The sequence below is a fragment of the Rhodococcus sp. 14-2496-1d genome (genome assembly GCF_002259365.1).
Lineage (GTDB): Bacteria > Actinomycetota > Actinomycetes > Mycobacteriales > Mycobacteriaceae > Rhodococcoides.
The window spans coordinates 1-16,092 of the sequence record NZ_NPFV01000015.1; the positions used below are offsets into that span (position 1 = coordinate 1).

The 16,092-nt window shown below is 65.6% G+C and carries 11 protein-coding genes and 1 pseudogene; 2 read left to right on the forward strand and 10 right to left on the reverse strand.

Going from position 1 to position 16,092, the window contains the following annotated elements:
• Positions 1-80: 80 nt before the first annotated feature.
• The 6 genes from CH296_RS10855 to CH296_RS10880 form a co-directional block, all read right to left on the reverse strand.
• Positions 81-380 (reverse strand): hypothetical protein, encoded by a 300-nt coding sequence (locus CH296_RS10855; RefSeq protein WP_094684704.1) that lies wholly within the window; start codon positions 378-380, stop codon positions 81-83.
• Positions 381-718: 338 nt separating this feature from the next.
• Positions 719-4,036, reverse strand: a complete 3,318-nt coding sequence (locus CH296_RS10860) for an arabinosyltransferase domain-containing protein (RefSeq protein WP_094659096.1) — start codon at positions 4,034-4,036, stop codon at positions 719-721.
• A gap of 75 nt (positions 4,037-4,111) precedes the next feature.
• Positions 4,112-7,315 (reverse strand): arabinosyltransferase domain-containing protein, encoded by a 3,204-nt coding sequence (locus CH296_RS10865; protein WP_094684705.1) that lies wholly within the window; start codon positions 7,313-7,315, stop codon positions 4,112-4,114.
• Positions 7,293-9,062 (reverse strand): glycosyl transferase, encoded by a 1,770-nt coding sequence (locus tag CH296_RS10870; protein WP_094684706.1) that lies wholly within the window; start codon positions 9,060-9,062, stop codon positions 7,293-7,295. Before CH296_RS10870 ends, CH296_RS10865 begins: the two co-directional genes overlap by 23 nt.
• A gap of 200 nt (positions 9,063-9,262) precedes the next feature.
• Positions 9,263-9,652 carry a transcriptional regulator gene (locus CH296_RS10875; RefSeq protein WP_094684707.1) on the reverse strand — a complete coding sequence of 130 codons (390 nt, stop codon included), beginning with the start codon at positions 9,650-9,652 and terminating at the stop codon, positions 9,263-9,265.
• Positions 9,649-10,143 (reverse strand): hypothetical protein, encoded by a 495-nt coding sequence (locus tag CH296_RS10880; RefSeq protein ID WP_094631883.1) that lies wholly within the window; start codon positions 10,141-10,143, stop codon positions 9,649-9,651. The genes CH296_RS10875 and CH296_RS10880 overlap by 4 nt, the downstream gene beginning before the upstream one ends.
• Positions 10,144-10,848: 705 nt before the next feature.
• Between CH296_RS10880 and CH296_RS10885 the strand changes: the two genes are divergently transcribed.
• The gene (locus CH296_RS10885) at positions 10,849-11,112 is read left to right on the forward strand and encodes a hypothetical protein (RefSeq protein WP_094684708.1); all 264 of its coding nucleotides are present in this window, start codon (positions 10,849-10,851) and stop codon (positions 11,110-11,112) included.
• A gap of 9 nt (positions 11,113-11,121) precedes the next feature.
• Here CH296_RS10885 and CH296_RS10890 read toward each other — a convergent pair whose 3' ends face one another.
• Genes CH296_RS10890 through CH296_RS10900 form a run of 3 tightly spaced genes read right to left on the reverse strand, consistent with a single transcriptional unit; the run spans position 11,122 to position 15,229 of the window.
• Positions 11,122-13,011: a galactan 5-O-arabinofuranosyltransferase gene (locus tag CH296_RS10890; protein WP_094684709.1), complete on the reverse strand. Its 1,890-nt coding sequence runs from the start codon at positions 13,009-13,011 to the stop codon at positions 11,122-11,124.
• A gap of 5 nt (positions 13,012-13,016) precedes the next feature.
• Positions 13,017-13,781, reverse strand: coding sequence for a decaprenylphospho-beta-D-erythro-pentofuranosid-2-ulose 2-reductase (locus CH296_RS10895; RefSeq protein WP_032381093.1), 765 nt, complete (start codon positions 13,779-13,781; stop codon positions 13,017-13,019).
• Positions 13,778-15,229: an FAD-binding oxidoreductase gene (locus tag CH296_RS10900; protein WP_094684710.1), complete on the reverse strand. Its 1,452-nt coding sequence runs from the start codon at positions 15,227-15,229 to the stop codon at positions 13,778-13,780. The genes CH296_RS10895 and CH296_RS10900 overlap by 4 nt, the downstream gene beginning before the upstream one ends.
• A 47-nt stretch (positions 15,230-15,276) precedes the next feature.
• Between CH296_RS10900 and CH296_RS10905 the strand changes: the two genes are divergently transcribed.
• The gene (locus CH296_RS10905; protein ID WP_082074050.1) at positions 15,277-15,795 is read left to right on the forward strand and encodes a GtrA family protein; all 519 of its coding nucleotides are present in this window, start codon (positions 15,277-15,279) and stop codon (positions 15,793-15,795) included.
• Positions 15,796-15,959: 164 nt separating this feature from the next.
• Here CH296_RS10905 and CH296_RS29520 read toward each other — a convergent pair.
• Positions 15,960-16,092: pseudogene (locus CH296_RS29520) on the reverse strand (dTDP-4-dehydrorhamnose 3,5-epimerase); the annotation flags it as partial.

Sequence of the window (16,092 nt, forward strand, 5' to 3'; positions counted from 1 at the left end):
CAACACCGAAAGGACCGCCCCTGACAAACCGGAAACATCAACACGGGCCGGGGCCTTTAACCTGGCCACCAGCGGGGACTTCAACTTGGCCATTGACACCCGTTGGTCCCGTATCCGAACGAATCGAGTCCGACGCAGCCGGTGATCATGCTCATCGGTCCGCCGTACGCGAGCGCCGCGGCTGAGCGCTCGAGCGTCGAAGGATGACCGTTGCGCAGCAGTACGACGCCCGGTAGCAACCGCTGCCACGGCCCGCCGGGCGCGCATCTGCTGTCGATCGCTGCATCACTCACGCCCGCCTCGCGAAGCTGCCGGCGCGTCACAACGCCGGCCGAGCTCAGGTCGAACAATGAATCTGCGTTCCACAATCGTCTCTTCATGCCTGAAGAGTGGAATTCGGATCCGACACGTTCGTCGCCTTCGGCGCTGCCGCGGGCGGTCTGTGGATCAACGACCACTCTGTGGATGAATTGGCCGTTACCACTCTCGAGGTGCACGACGCTGTCGGGCTCGGATGTTAAGGCCGGCCGATGGCGCTACCAACTCCGATGGCCGTCTGCGGGCGTGGCCCCTGCCCCACGGAAGGTGAATGGACCATTGACGCGCTCAGACGTATGCAGCGGTCCATTGACCCACGACGGGCCGAAACGTGAATGGACCCTTGCACGGTCGAGACGTGTGCAAGGGTCCATTGACGCGGAGTGGGGGGCGGGCGGAGTCAGTCCTCGAATACTCGCAGTTGTCCGTCTTTGTAGAAGCCCGATCGGGTGACGTCTGCTGTTTCGAGTTCAGCGGGCACGGCGCTCGGGTAGTACTGCTCGTAGCGCTCCAACGAACCCCAGTCTCTGGCCCAGTCGTTCTCGAGGTAGGTGGGGACGGTGACGGGCTTGGCGAGTAGTTCGGACCAGCCCAGGGGCCCGCCGTTCTCGCCGGACTGCCAGGTGTCGGTGGAGCTGACGGCGAGTGGGCGGTCGGGGAGGATGCGATATCCGGGTACCTCGGCGACGCCGTACCGGTGGTCGAAGGGACGTTGGCACGGGAATTGGAGTCCGACGGCCCAGTCGAGCAGCACGGGTTGTTCGCTGCCGATGAGGGTGTTCAGATTTTCCATCACGGGCACTCGCGGCGGAGTGAACGCGAGCCACTGGTCGCCGGTGAGGTTGGGGTCGTTGGCGACGATGCGGACGGCGTCGGCGTCGGGTGCGATGTCCGCCAACGGGATTCGGAGGTTGCGCCACGAGGGTGCGGGTCCGATGTCGCGCGGCAGATAGGTGCCCTGGGCCTGGACGCTACCGTCGGGCTGGCGCTTGCCGTATTCGAGCAGTAGCGACTGTCCGTAGGTGAGGGCCCCGGTGTCGTCGTAGGACCAGATGCGTCCGGCTGCGGAGAAGACGACCAGGGGTGCGTCGTCGCTGCGGGCGGGTAGTTGGTACCAGCTCGAGGTGGCCGACGCGGGCTCCTGGATGCCTTCTTGGTAGGAGCCGAGGACGGGCGTGGTGGCCGGGTCGAGTCCGAAGGGCAGGGCGGCGGAGGAGCCGTTGACGCCCACTTCGCCGGTGCCTCCTGCGGTACCCGAACTCTGGCCTTCCTCGAAGGCGGGTCCGACGGCCTGTTGGTCGGTATTGCCTTGTCCCGGTTTGACTTCCACGGCGTCCGCGCTGAGGTCGCTGGGAACGCCGTTGGCGGTGAAGTTGCGCAGTGTGCTGCTCGATCCGCCGAGGGGTCCTGCGACGGGGTCGAAGTCCTCGGGTAGCGGGCTCAGCACGCCTGCGTTGGGGTTCGATTCGACGAGGACGTCGTTGGCGAGTCCGCACGAATTGCCCAGTACCGATTGCACATTCGAGCGTGCCAGCGAGTATGCGGGGTACTGCGAGACGGCTCCCTTGACGAGCGAGAGTATCTCGAAGAGCACCATGATTCCGGCGATGACGGTCAGCGGTGCGGCAGCGAACTTGCGGATGCGTTTGCCGCGCGCGGATGTCGGTTTCGGTTGTGGGGGAGCGTATCCCTCGCGTAGGTACTGGAATGCGGCGACGGCGAGGACGAGTCCGAAGAGGATGAGGAACAGGGTGCCGGATTCGTTGCCGCCCAGCGACACCGTCTTGTCGAACCACGGAACGCCGTAGCTCGAGACGTACCAGTAGCCGTTGATGCCCGAGAACGACAGTGCGAGAACGAACATCAGTCCGGCGGTGAACAGCGATCGGTTTCGCCGCGAACGCAGGGCGCTGGCCGAGACGGCGACGGCCGTCAGCGCGGCCAGGCCACCGGCGATTCCGGCGTAGGAACCGAAGTGGTGAGTCCACTTGGTGGGGTTGAACATCATGAAGAAGATGGTGCCGAGCACGACGCCGAGCAGGCGCCAGGCCGGACCGTTCGCGATGCCGGGGATGCGTCGGCGACGCAGCAGCACGAACAGTGTCGTGAACAGGCACAGGATCATCGTCAGGAACGCGAAGCGGCGTGCGACCGAGCCGTCGACGGTCTGTACGAAGAGGTAGTAGTAGCGCAGGAAGTCCTGATACCACGCCTCGTTGGGGCCGATGATGGTGCGGACTCGGGTCGACTCGATGACCGTGGCGTACGTCTGGTCGGCGAAGACGACGACGAGGACCAGTACACCTGCTGCGGCCAGTGGTGCCAGCATCGCGAGGGTGCCCACCTGCCGGTGGCGTCGGACGACGATGCGCGCGATGGGCCGCGCCCCGGCGAGAAGCGCTGCCACACACATCAATCCGGTCGGCGCGGCGGCGAGGGTGAAGGCACCGATGAGACATGCTGCGGCTGCGGGGAGCAATCGGCCGGTGGCGATGGATCGTTCCACCGAGCACCAGGTGAGCAGTGCTCCGAGGGCGACGATCGGTTCGGGGCGCAGACCGTTGTTGTACGGCAGCCAGAACGCGAGGAACACCAGTCCGCCGGTCCACAGGGCGACGTTGGACTTGCGGACGGCACGGCCGAGGCGTGGCACCACCTCTCGACTGATCACCATCCAGCACAGGACGCCTGCGATGAGGGCGGGCAGGCGCATCCACGGGCTGGCGGTCGAGATCTTGGCGAAGACGGCGAGTACGTCGTAGTACCAGCCGAACGGGGCCTCGGGGACGCCGAACCAGCGGAAGTAGTTGGCCATGTAGCCGGAGTGATCCGCGGCGCGGGCCATCGTGAGCAGGTAGCCGTCGTCGGAGGTGTTCGCGCCGACGAAGTGCCAACCGACCAGAGCACCGAGCACGGTGACGTCGACGCCGGTGAACTTCCACCAGTGCGACGGGAAGAAGCGGCGGTGCGCGCGACCGTCGGTGCCGTCGAGTCGACCGAGCGCGCCGATCGCCAACAGGGTGCAGGCGATCGCGAGGATCATGATCAGGGACTTCAGGAGCGTCGGCGACGACGAGAACCGCGAGTCGACGTCGACGGTGACGGACATGTCGGCCGGGGCCGCACCGCTGAGATCGCTGAAGATGCCGACGACCTGGGGACGTAGGTCGCCGTCGAGACGGCCCTGGATCGGTTGGCCGTCGTCGTCGGTCAGTCCGGTGAATGCCGCGGAGGTGTATTGGTCGTTCGAGGTGATCTCGATGGTCGCGCAGCGGGTGCTCTCGACGTCGGCGCGAGGTGCCGTCGCGACGACCACGTTGCGGTCGAGAACGTCGACGTTCGATTCGCCGACGCGAACGAACAGACTGTTCAGTGCCGCGCCTTCACCCTGCGGGGGTGCCGTCGCCAGCAGCAGCCCGCCCGACGCGGGGAGTGCTGCGACGGCAGAGCACGGGAGGGTCGCGGTGAGGCTCAGGGGTGCCTGGGACACCAGCGGGGCGTCCACGTCCTGCAGGAGCCCGTTCTGCGGCCACGCGATGGTGGCGGTGGTCTGAGTGACGGGTGCGAACGGAGTGATCAGCGCGAACAGCACACCGAGAACGCCGGCCACCATGGCGATCAGCCGGGGAACGCGTACCTGAGCACGAAGTTCGTCCGAGGCTCGCAGTGGAGCGGGAACGGGTGGACCAGCTGATGAATCTGTCACGACGTCGGGCACGAGAGTCGATGTTATGCGAGCGTGACGAAGAGGTCACACAGGCACCGTCCCCGGAATCGTTACAGAACCAGGGGATCAGTCGGTTTTCATCGGCCCGTCGCTGGCCAATCCGGACCGAGACTGCTGCTCGACGTCGATCTCGGCCGTCGCTGCGTCGGGATCGAGTGGCATGTATCTCTCGATCGAGCCCCAATCTCGGGAGTAGTCGTCGGCGAGGTACGACGGCAATGTCTGCGCTCCGAGGAGCAGTTCGGTCCAGCCGAGCGGGCCGCCGCCGATCGAATCCTGCCAGGCGTTGGTGGATTCGGCACCGGTGCGGTCGGGCAGGATGCGGTACTTCGGTACCTCGGCGACGCCGTCGCGATGATCGAACGGGCGCTGGCACGGAAACGCGAGTCCGACGGCCCAGTCCAGCAACACCGGATCGGTCGATCCGACCAGGGAGTTCAGCGTCTGGGTCTTCGGGACGCGCGGCGGGGTGACGGCGAGCCATTGATCGCCGGCCAGGTCGTTGTCCTCGGCGACGATGCGCACGACGTCCGCGTCGGCAGGCAGGTCGTTCATCGGGACCCGCAGGTTGCGCCACGACGGCGACGGACCGATATCGAGCGGGGTGACGCGGCCCAATGCCTGAACGTCGCCGGCGTCGCGGCGTCCGTATTCCAGTTCGACGCGTTGGCCCGGGGTGACGACGCCGTCCTTGTCCACCGATCGGATGCGGCCTGCGGCGGCGATGGCAATGAGGTCGCCGTCTCCAGGAAGCTCGTACCAGCCCGAGGTCAGGGACGCGGGCTCGGTGGCTCCGAAGCTGCCCAGCACCGGAGTGGTTGCAGGACTCAAGCCGAACGGCAGAGCAACTGTGCTGCCGTTGATTCCGACGTTCTCGTTGGTTCCGCCGGAGGTGCCGGCGGAGTTCGACGAGGTGGCCGCGGCGCTCTGTTCGGAGTCCTCGGGGCGGATGGAGTTGGCGCTGCCCTGCGCGGTGTCCTCGGAGTCTGCGGTCAGGTCCTGGGCGACGCCGTCGGGGGTGAAGCCGGTACTGCCGCCTGCACCCAGTGCGTCGGCTGCGGGATCGAGCGGTTGCAGGACCGAGCCGTTGACGTCGGTCTCCACCTGCACATCGCCGGCGAGTCCGCACGAGTTTCCGGCGAGGGCGGAGAAGTTCGATCGGGCAATGGAGTACGCCGGGTACTGCGCCACAGCGCCTTTGACGAACGAGAGCACCTCGAAGGCGACGACCCCGCCGGCGACGATGGTCAGCGCGGACGGCGCGAAGCGTCGACGCGTGGTGGGTTCCTCTCTGCGATAGGGCAATCGGACGTGCTGATAGGCGGCGTAGAGCAGCGTCAGAACCGTGAGGCCGAGCAGGATCGTCGAAAAGCCCTTTCCGGCAATGGACGGCGGCTTGTCGAACCACGGAATGCCGTAGCTCGAGACGTACCACCATCCGTTGGAGCTGGTGAACGCCACCGCCGTCAGGAACAGTACGGCGGCGGTGAACAGTGTTCTATTGCGCGGGGATCGGACGGTTGCCGCGGTGACGGCCACGGCAGCCAGCGCGGCCAACGATGCGGCGAGACCGGCGTACACACCGAAGTGGTGGGTCCACTTGGTGGGCGTGAACATCATCAGAGCCAGTGCGCCCAGGATGATTCCGAGGATCCGACGCGACGGCCCGGTGGCGGTCCCGGGGATGCGTCCGTTCTTGCGGAGCATCACCGCGATGCACACGACGATGCAGAGCAGCATCGCGAACATGCCGAATCGTCGGGCGAGCGAGCCGTCGGGCGAGATGGTCATCAACGCGTCCCAGCGGACACGTTCTTCGAACCACGGCACGTTCGGTCCGATGGCCGAGCGCACCCGGGTCGCTTCGAGGACGGTGCTCAGAGTCTGGTCGGCGAAGATCGCGATCAGCACCGCCAGTCCCGACGCGACCAGCGGCGCAAGGACGGCGAGCAATCCCACCTGGCGAGCTCGCTTGACCACGATCATCACCAGCGGGCGTAGTCCGGCGAGCAGGGCGGCGACGGCGATCAACCCGGTGGGACCGGCGGCGAGAGAGAACGCGGCGATCAGGGTGCCGATGGCGGCGGGCAGCAGTCGTCCGGTGGCGATGGCGCGTTCGATCGAGCACCACGTGAGCAGGGCACCGAGGGCGATGATCGGTTCTGGGCGCAGTCCGTTGTCGTAGGGCAGCCAGAAGGCGAGGAACACGAATCCGGCGGTCCACAGTGCGACCCGGTTGGTGAGCACCGCGCGGCCGAGGCGGGGGATGACCTCGCGGCTGATCACCAGCCAGCACAGCAGGGCCGCGATGGTGGCGGGCAGGCGCATCCAGATACTGGCGGTGCTGACCTTGGCGAGGGCGGCGAGCATGTCGTAGTACGGCATGCCGAACGGTGCTTCGGGGACGCCGAACCAGCGGAAGTAGTTGGCCATGTAGCCGGCGTTCTCGGAGACGCGGGCCATGTTGAGCAGGTAGCCGTCGTCGGAGGTGTTCGCGCCGATGAAGTGCCACAGCACCAGCACGCCCACCACGACGGCGTCGACGCCGGTGATCGACTTCCAGCGTGAGGGGAGGAATCGGCGGTGGCGTCGACCGTCCATGCTGTCGAGGCGATGCAGCGCGAACAGGGATGCGATCACAGCGAGTGCGCCGACGATCATGGCCAGCAACTTGAACGCGGTGGGACTCGAGGAGTAGCGCGAGTCGATGTCCGCGCGCACGGTCAGGCCGTCGACCGGGGCGGTGAGGTCGGTGTAGATGCCGACGACCTGCGGCCGGATGTCTCCGTCCACCGTGATCGCCTCGCCGTCGAGGTCGACGACGGTGTTGGTGGCGTTGGACGACACGGTCAGGGCGCAGTTGCCGCTCAGCTCGGAAACGGGAGTCTCGGCAAGAACCCGATCGCGCAGCAGAACCTGCAGTCGGCCGTCGTCGACCCGCACGATCAGTGCCTTCTGCTCGGTCTTCGCAGCGGCGATGGGTGCAGTGGAGACCAGGGTGCCGCCGTCGGTGAGAGCACTGGCCGCGCTGCACGGAACGGTTGCTTCGAGGTCGACGGGCGAGTAGCTCACCAGCGGGGCATTGACGCTGCCGAACGAACTCTGCGGCCACGACAGCGTCGCGACGTCCTGCTGAACCGGCAGCAAGGGAGTCGCGATGGCCAGAACCGCACCGATGATGCCGGTGACGATCGCTACCAGCCGGGCGGTTTTCGGGTTCGGAGCGGTCTCGGGCACGCCGACGATGCTATGGGACGAGCGTCCGCACATCCCACACCCATACGCCACCGGTGTATCGAGGCTGGACACCGACGAGGTCGGTCACGGTGGTGCGTAGGGCGATGGTGTTCTTGCTCGGCGGCAGGACGACGACGTCGGCCTCCCAGAACGCCATGTCCTGCGCTGCCTGACTTCGCTGATCGTCGGTGATCTCGGGAACGGTGCCCGAGTCGTAGACCGAGCCGAGCAGCAGTGCGGTGGGCCGGTCGACGGCTCCGTACTTGGCGACCTTGTCTTCTTGGTCGCTCGGTCCGACGAAGTATCCGGCGGCCAGCTTGAAGCCCATGTCGGCGTCCATCTGCCAGCGCAGCGGGCGCGCGTCCTCGGGCCGTGGGAGGGGAACGGTGACGACGGAACCGTCGTCGACGTAGTTCTCCCATTCACCGTCGGCGAAGAACTCCGGGGTCGGGGACTTGTCGACGGTGACCAGCGGCGTCGGGATGAGGGGCACGAGCGCGAGGGCGAGTCCGGCGATCCAGAATGCAGGCAGCGGACGCAGTCCGTTGCGGAACGTTCGATCGGTGGCCAGGACGAGCAGCAGGGCCAGGGCAGGCACTGCGCCCAACGCGAAGCGGGTTTCGAGCACGGATTCGACGAGGGGGTACTCGGCGAGCTTCGTCCACGGCAGCGTGATGCCGGTGTCGTTCTTGCCGATCACCAGCGTCGCGCCGAGCGAGAGCACGCTCATGACGATCGCGGTCGCGGCGGCGGCACGGGCCGATGCGACTCGCCACATCCACACCGCGGCAACCAGGCACAGCACCAGCAGCGGCCAACCGAAGTACGCGTTCTCCTCGGTGGCGTTGATGCGGACGTTCTGCCCCGGCGTCGCCTCGCCGCCGAGGGATTGCGTCGGGAACTGGAACAGCGCTTTGGCGTCGTTGCCCATCGGCCCGTGTTCGAGGAACGAGTACGACTGCGGGCCGAAGAACTGCCACCACAGCGGAAACGCCACGAGAGTCAACGCGATGCCCGCCGATACGGCGAGTCGGGGCACGGCATTGCGGACGGCGGGCCACAGCGATCGCGGCCGTGACAGGTAGTAGACGACGGCGAAGATGGCGAACGACATCGCGAAGATCAGCAGCGGTTCTTCGCCGAGCAGGACCTGCAGCGCGACGATCAGGCCGAGGCCGACAGTGTTCTTGGTGGTACCGCCGCCGCGGGCGATGCGGGTGACCAGCATGACGATGACTGGAAGCAGGAACAGCACCACGAAGTTGGGGTGGCCGTTGGCGTGCGAGATCGCGCCGGGGGCGAAGCCGCACAGCGCACCGCCCATGGCCGCGGCACCCTTGGATGAGTTGAGCTGGCGGGAGAACAGCCAGAACCAGGCGAACGACGTTCCTGCCAGTCCGACGGTGAGGGCAATTGCCCAGGTCACCGTCGGTCCGAAGAGCAACGTGATCGGGGCCAGCGGGATGGAGATGCCGAACATCGCCGTGTTCGCCATCAGATTCACCCCGAGCGGGTAATTCTGCAGGTCACTCGCAAACGGGTTGCTCAGCGAAGCAACCGAATGCGCGGCGACGGAGAAGAACCACTCCCACATGGTCTGGTCCTGGCCGCTGTTGTAGAGGTAGCCGCCACCCAGATTGCGCCACTGACCCTGCAGGACGTAGACGGCGGCGATCAGAAATCCGACCGCTGCAACGAAGTCACCACGTCCGACGCCGGAGTGTCGAGCCGGTGCCGTTGTCGGCTGCCGCTCGAGAACTCTCTGGTCGTGGGTGGTCATCGCGTCGAGGTTACAGAAAGATCACGGTAGGCGAAAACTGGAACGACCGGGGTCACAGCGGGAGGTGCTGAGGCTCTCCGCCATCGACAGTGTCGAGCGAGACGCATTCCTACGAGGGCGCAACCCATCGCGGGGGTGGCATTTCGGCTGGGCCCCCGCCCCGAGCTTTCGATGCGACCATCGGCCGCAGCCTCGTTCGATCAGCCGAACTCCGGTGTTGCGCCGAATGTAGGACTCCACGTTCGTAGTTGTGGGTGAGACGGCTCTGGTGCGGGGTGGCCGTTGGCGATGACATCGAGTTCGGCGATGTGGGAATCGAACGCTTCACGGCCGGCGTGCGTGAGCTTGACCCACGTCACTCTCCTTGCGTCCGAACGTGACAGCGACGCAGTCTTGTTCGTCGAGACGTAGCCGGCGTCGGAGAGAGCTTTGAGATGTTTCGACAGCGACGCGTCGCTGATCCGAAGGGTGTCACGAATGACCGCGAAGTCGATCTCGTCGATTCGGCGCAGAATTCCGCACACGCGCAGGCGGACGGGTGCGTGTATGACGGCGTCGAATCTCGTTCCAGCACTTGGATTTTCGGTCATGACCAAGTGCTCCGGCTCCGCCGGCCGGTCAGTTGCCGGATGCCTCCGGCGTGTAGGTGGCGTCGGTATTCGCCGTCGAACACGCGGCCCCCGAACAGCACGATCACGAAGCACATGGCCTGCGGCACGAGAACCCACCACGCGGACAGTGACGCCACCACGCCGTAGGACACGCTCAACAGGCCGAGCACGCCGATCAGAAGCCCGACCAGAACACCCCATCCGGTCGAACCCACTGCCGCCGGCCGCACTCCGGATATGCGGGGATAGAGCAGAGCCAATGTTGTTGCTACGACGACGGGGAGGGCCGCGAGCGCCGCACTGACCTTGCCGTCGGGCAACGCCGGTGTGCCTACGTACAGGGCGGTGGATGCCGCGAAGGCCGGGTAGAGCCAGGACGGCGCAACAAGACGGTCGGCGAGGGCGACGCGATCGGCGTGGAGTGCACCCAAGAGATCGCGAGCGTAGGCCGGCGACTGATGACTTTCCATAGCGGCAACACTAACACTTTCCCTAGAGGCAAGTGTTATGTTCGGTTCTGCCATCGCACGACACACACATGGAGGTTCATGAAAAAGCATCCGGCCATCACCCGTTCACTCGTCCTCTCCAACGCGCTCGCGGCAGTGATCGGCTCGAGCTCCGCGCACACGCCGAGCCCCACCTTCGACGTGCCGGCCCGCTGAACAAGCGATGAGACATACCGAACTTGCCAGTCCGAACGACGAAAGACGACGCCCTCGTGAACTCCGGAGGGTCCTCGTTCCGAATCGGAAGAGAAGAGAAGACGTGAAAATTGCTCTGAAGAATCTTGTTCCTGTCGTGACGTTGTGTGTATTGGCTCTGAGTGGTTGTGCCAGTGGCGATTCGGATACCAGTTCAGCGTCGGAGCTGAGACCGGTGCCCGCAGAGACCGCAACCAGTTCGGCTACGGCCGAGCCGTCGACAGCGCTCGAGGTCGAATCCCAACAGGAATCGACTGTCGCTCCGCCGACGCGAACACCGGAGGAAGCAGCCGACCTGGTGCCGGGTGGTGGTGGTGCGATCTTGCAGCCGTCGGGAGACGAACCAGGCAACGTCGATCCCGCGACGTTCCGGACGGGAGGCGGTCAATACAACTTCGTTTGCCGACGGGCAACATTCACTGCGGCATCTGGGACGCCGATGGGCCCGAGGGGCGAGTGGGATGTCAGGCGGTGGACGGCAGGAACCCCTTCGAGGGGCCCCAATGCTCGAACGCCGAGAACGACAAGGTCGCCGTTCGCGTCACCGGGGCGGGCCCGGAAAACCTGTGTACGACGCAGGGCATCTACGTGAACGCGAACGCTCCGGTGCTCGAGTTCGGCCAGGTGCTGTCGGCCGAGGGCGTGGTGTGCGAGTCCGGTCCCGACGACATAGTCGCATGCACCGCGCCTGCGGGCGGGTTCACGTTCTCCCGAGGTATCAACTACACCTACTGATCCGGTCGGTCATGCAGTGCGCACCACCAGCGCGAAGGGTCCGATGTCGGTCACGGTGAAGCGTGGATCCTCGAACAGTGCCTCGGGGAAGGTGACGGTGTAGCGGCGCACGTTCGGGTCGTTCGGGTAGACGTCCTCGGCCAGGCGCAGGGTGTAGCCGTCGGCGCCGCGGCGGAACAAGAACGCATCCGGTGCGCGCCACTGGCTGCTCTCCAGCGCGTCGATCAACTGATCGGGTGTCTCGAGTTCGGTCCATTGCTCGATGGCATCGGCTCGCTGATCGAACTGCGCCAGCGGGTTGGCGTAGTGAGAGGTCAGTCCTTGGAAGCCGAAGTACGGGTAGTAGCTGAGGAACGAGGTGTCCGCGGTCAGTACGACGGTTTCGTCGCGCGGACGCTGGGTCTGCTCAGTCAAGGCTTCGTCGACCTCGCGGTAGTACGAGACCGCGCTCGGTGGGCGCATGTCGGCGCGGTTGCCGTCACCGTCGGTGTCGGAGTAGGCGACGGTGATCTCGGTCTGCAGTACCTGGGGGATGTTCTGCGCGTAGGTCATGGCACCGATGGCCGCTACGACGACGGCCGCGATACGGAACTTGGGTGGCTCGTTGATGGCCTGGTAGATCGCGTGGCTGCCTTCGAGGAAGCCGAAAACGCCTGCGCTGCCGAGCAATACGATCAGGACTGCTTCGAGGCGGAACGAGAGCAGGGTGGTGCCCGCAGCAGTGGCTGCCATGGACAGCAGAGTCCACAGGTAGATCGATACGACGCCGACGCCGAGTGCCTGTGCCCGGCGTGAGGACGAGAACCGCACCGCGACCCATACTGTGCCGATGAGGCACAGTCCGCCCATCAGGGAGAACTCGAACATCGGGAAGGGAAGTGTCGCACCGGCTTCGGGCAGGTAGTGCAATGCCGTGCCCGACGTGGACGGCGCACCGCGCAGGAATTCGATCAGGTACGGCAGCCACACGGTCGCGGCGATGAGGCCCGAGATCGCTGCGATCGCGGCGACCTTGATCGCGATGGGAACCAGGACGTTCGAGGACTTCCGCTCGCGATATGCGAGGACCGCGGCGAACAGTGCCATGAGTACGACGGTGAACGCCGCCAAACCGAGGTACAGCGTGTAGAACGTTGCGGCCAGACCGAGGAAGAGTCCGGTGCCGACCACCGCGCCCCACCCACCCGATGCGCTTCGGTGCAGCGCTCCCCACGCGAGAACCAGTGCCGGAGCGAAGAGCATCACGATCACGGCGCTGTATGCCTCGGGGGAGGCGTGGGCGACGACGAGTGCGGTGGTGACGGCGCTGACGGCGACAGCCCAGTCGGCTCGGATGAGCGCCTTCCACAGCACGAACGACACGACGGCGGTGACGGCGAGCAGCCCGATTGCGTAGGGCTTGAACACTTCCCAGCCGTCCATGCCCAGGACGTTGCCCACGCGTCCACCGAGCCAGAACCAGCCGGCGGGGTAGAACGGCGGGATGTCGGCGTACGTCATGTCCCGCAACGACGCCGAATCCGTCAGCCGAGTCAGGTATTCGGTGCGAAACTCCTGGTCGACGGAGATGCCGAACAGGTAGAGCTTGGTTGCAGCCAGCGGCATCCCGAGGGTGACGGTGACGAAACCGCTCAACCCGGCCCATGCTGCGAGTCGAGCGATCCACGGCCACTTGTGAATTCGGTACAGGTAGATCGACGCGGCGAACAGTGCTGCGGCAACCACCTGCCCGAGCGTCGTGATCGCGCGAGTGACGTTGGACGAGTTGAACGCCGGCCACTGAACCAGTGAGAAGGCGTACAACCCGACCGTCGCCACCACGACTGCGAAAAGCGCACCGAGAGCGATCTCCCCGACGGCAGAAGCGGTTCTGCGAGCCGGTGCAACCCCGATTGTCATCGAGATCAGATGGGCAGCTTGCGGAAGATCGGCCGCGGCACGTGCCGCAGCACCATCATCACCAGACGCCACGGCGCGGGAGTCCAGATGAGGGGGGTGCCCTTGCGTGACGCGTTCACCGCGAGCTTGGCGATGACCTCCTTGTCGACGGTCATCGGGGCTTCCTTGACGTGCGCGCTGAACTTGGTGCGCACCATGCCCGGACGAACGACGGTGACCCGAGGTCCGAACTCTCGCAACGCTTCTCCGAGTCCGAGGTAGAAGCCGTCGAGTCCGGCCTTGGTGGAGCCGTAGACGAAGTTGGAGCGTCGTACCCGCTCGCCTGCCACCGAGGACATGACGATGATGCGGCCGTACGCCTGGGCCTTCATCTTCTCGCCCAGCAGCACACCCACCGACACCGAAGCGGTGTAGTTGATGTTCGCGGCGAGGACGGCCTTGCGCTGGTCCTGCCAGAGCTGCTCGGCATCGAAGTCGACGGCGAAGGCGACGATGGCGACATCGACGTCACCCTTGGCCCAGGCGGCGTCGATGACCTTCGGGTGCGATGCGGTGTCGAGTGCATCGAAGTCGATGACGTCGACGGACTTCGCGCCCTTGGCGGTCAGTTGTGCAACGGCGCTCTCGCGCAGCGGGTCGTTCGGCAGCGCAGCGAGGATGACACGTGCCGGCGACTTCGACAGGTACTCCTCGGTAATCGCGAGACCGATCTCGCTGGTGCCACCCAGAACGAGAATCGTCTGGGGGTTACCTACGGCGTCTATCGTCACAGCAGTTCCAGCCTTCTAGCCATATCGGAGGCGAAAACGCCTGTGGGGTCTACAGATCGACGGACCTTGATCCATTCGTCGATCCGCGGGTACATCGAATGGAACGTCTCGGCGTCGGTGCGCGAATCTTTCGCGGTGTACAGACGGCCACCGAATTCGAGCACGCGCTTGTCGAGTTCGCGGACGAACTCGTTCAAGCCCGGCTTGATCGGGAAGTCGACGCAGATGTTCCAACCCGGAATCGGAAAGCTCAGTGGCGCTTTGTTTCCGGGCCCGAACAGCTTGAACACGTTGAGGAACGAGTAGTGCCCGGACTTCTGGATATCGACGATGATCTTCTTGAACTCGTCGACGGCCTCCGGCGGCACCACGAACTGGTACTGGAGGAATCCCTTGGAGCCGTAGGCGCGGTTCCACTCACTGAACATGTCGAGTGGGTGGTAGAACGCCGTAAGGTTCTGCACCTTGTTGCGGTAGTTGCCCGACTTTCGGTACCAGACCTCGCCGACGGCCGAGAAGGTGTACTTGTTCGCGAGTCCGTTCGGGAAAATGTCGGGGAACGTCACGAGCGGCTTGGCGTTGAACCGCAGCGGATCCTTCTGCAACTTCTCCGGCAGCTGGTCGAGCCGAGCCAGCGATCCACGGGAGAGGGCTGCGCGGCCGAGCTTGGGCGGCGGCGCAACCGCGTCGAACCATGCGCTCGAGTAGTCGTAATTGTTCTCGCTGCCGTCGCTGTGCAGCGCGATGGTCTCGTCGAGGGTGCTGGTGACGTCGCCGTCGGCGATGAAGTACGCCGTTTCCGTCGGCGTCATCTCGATGGTCGCGCGCAGGATGATGCCGGTCAGACCGTTGCCGCCGACCGTTGCCCAGAAGAGTTTGGCGTTCTTGCCCGACGGCGTCAGGTGCCGGATCTGACCGTCCGCCGTGAGCAGTTCCATCGAGCGGACGTGGTTGCCGAAGCTGCCCGCGCTGTGATGGTTCTTGCCGTGGATGTCGGTGCCGATCGCACCGCCGATGGTGACCTGTCGCGTACCCGGCAGCACCGGTACCCACAGACCGAACGGCAGCGCAGCACGCATCAGCTGATCGAGGTTGACGCCACCGTCGACGTCGACGATGCGCGTGGACGCGTCGATGCTGTGAATGCCGTTCAGCGCATTCATGTCGATGACGAGCCCGCCGGAGTTCTGCGCGTTGTCACCGTAGGAGCGGCCGAGGCCGCGGGCGATGACGCCGCGTCGGAGGTAGGCCGGCTTGGAGTCGTTCTGCTCGGCGACCTGCTTGACCGCGTTCGCGATGAGCTCGGGGTCGGAGGTCGAGAGCACCTCTCCAGTGGAGGGCGCAGTGCGGCCCCAACCGGTGAGTGTGCGGGTCTGCGTGGGTAGCGGCGCAGTGTTCCCGGCCTGTGGTTCCAGGGGGAAGAGTGCGTCGTCGGCTGTCGTGGACATCGCTCAAGAGGGTACCCGCACCGCAGCAGCGGCTAGTGTCAGTCCTCGTGTCCACCCCCGACCGCTCCGCAGAAGAAGGCTCGACGGGCGACGACTGGTCGCCCGAGGACGAAGAGTTGCAGCATCACGTCCCGCTACCCGTCGAGCTGCCGTTGACCGAGAACATCGCCGACGCGGCCCTCGACCTCAAGACGCAGGTGCTGCGTTTCCTGGCGACGGGTGTGTTGTCGGCGATCGTCGACCAGGGCGTCAACCTGCTCCTGCATTTCGTGTTCGGCGTCGGTGTGACGCTGGCCAAGGCCATCGGCTTCGTACTCGGAACGACCACGGCCTACCTGATCAATCGCCGCTGGACGTTCAACGCGGCCCCGTCGCGGGCTCGGTTCTTCGCCGTCGTCGCGCTGTACGGAGTCACCTTCGCCGTCCAGGTGGGCATCTACACCTGGCTCTACCAGGCCCTTCCCGACGGCTTCTGGTACGCCAACGTGGCCTTCGTCATCGCGCAGGGCACGGCGACGGTCATCAACTTCCTCGTTCAGCGATTCGTGATCTTCAAGATCCGCTGAGCCTCCGGATTCGCGCGCGGGGGTCCGCAAGCGCGGGTTCGCCCCCGTGAGGTTCGCACACGCGCGCGCACTTGCCGGACGCGCGCAGAATCGCCCGTGTCCGCGAGCGATTTCCCGCGCACCCGACGAACGCGCGCGCGTTTGTCCGATCCGGCGCTCGCCGCTCACGAGAAGCTCGGCAGGTCTCCGCGTTCGAGTGCTTCGGCGAGGGTGGGGGCGGCTGTGTCCTTGTCGGAGAGTTCGTAGGTCAGGGGCGATCCGTCGCGTGCGGTGGTGGGCCAGTCGATGCCCAGGGCG

Bases quoted from the DNA above. Each gene is read 5' to 3' on its own strand.
- CH296_RS10855 (WP_094684704.1), bottom strand. From the start codon at position 380: ATGAAGAGACGATTGTGGAACGCAGATTCATTGTTCGACCTGAGCTCG.
- CH296_RS10865 (WP_094684705.1), bottom strand. From the start codon at position 7,315: ATGTGCGGACGCTCGTCCCATAGCATCGTCGGCGTGCCCGAGACCGCT.
- CH296_RS10870 (WP_094684706.1), bottom strand. From the start codon at position 9,062: ATGACCACCCACGACCAGAGAGTTCTCGAGCGGCAGCCGACAACGGCA.
- CH296_RS10875 (WP_094684707.1), bottom strand. From the start codon at position 9,652: ATGACCGAAAATCCAAGTGCTGGAACGAGATTCGACGCCGTCATACAC.
- CH296_RS10880 (WP_094631883.1), bottom strand. From the start codon at position 10,143: ATGGAAAGTCATCAGTCGCCGGCCTACGCTCGCGATCTCTTGGGTGCA.
- CH296_RS10890 (WP_094684709.1), bottom strand. From the start codon at position 13,011: ATGACAATCGGGGTTGCACCGGCTCGCAGAACCGCTTCTGCCGTCGGG.
- CH296_RS10900 (WP_094684710.1), bottom strand. From the start codon at position 15,229: ATGTCCACGACAGCCGACGACGCACTCTTCCCCCTGGAACCACAGGCC.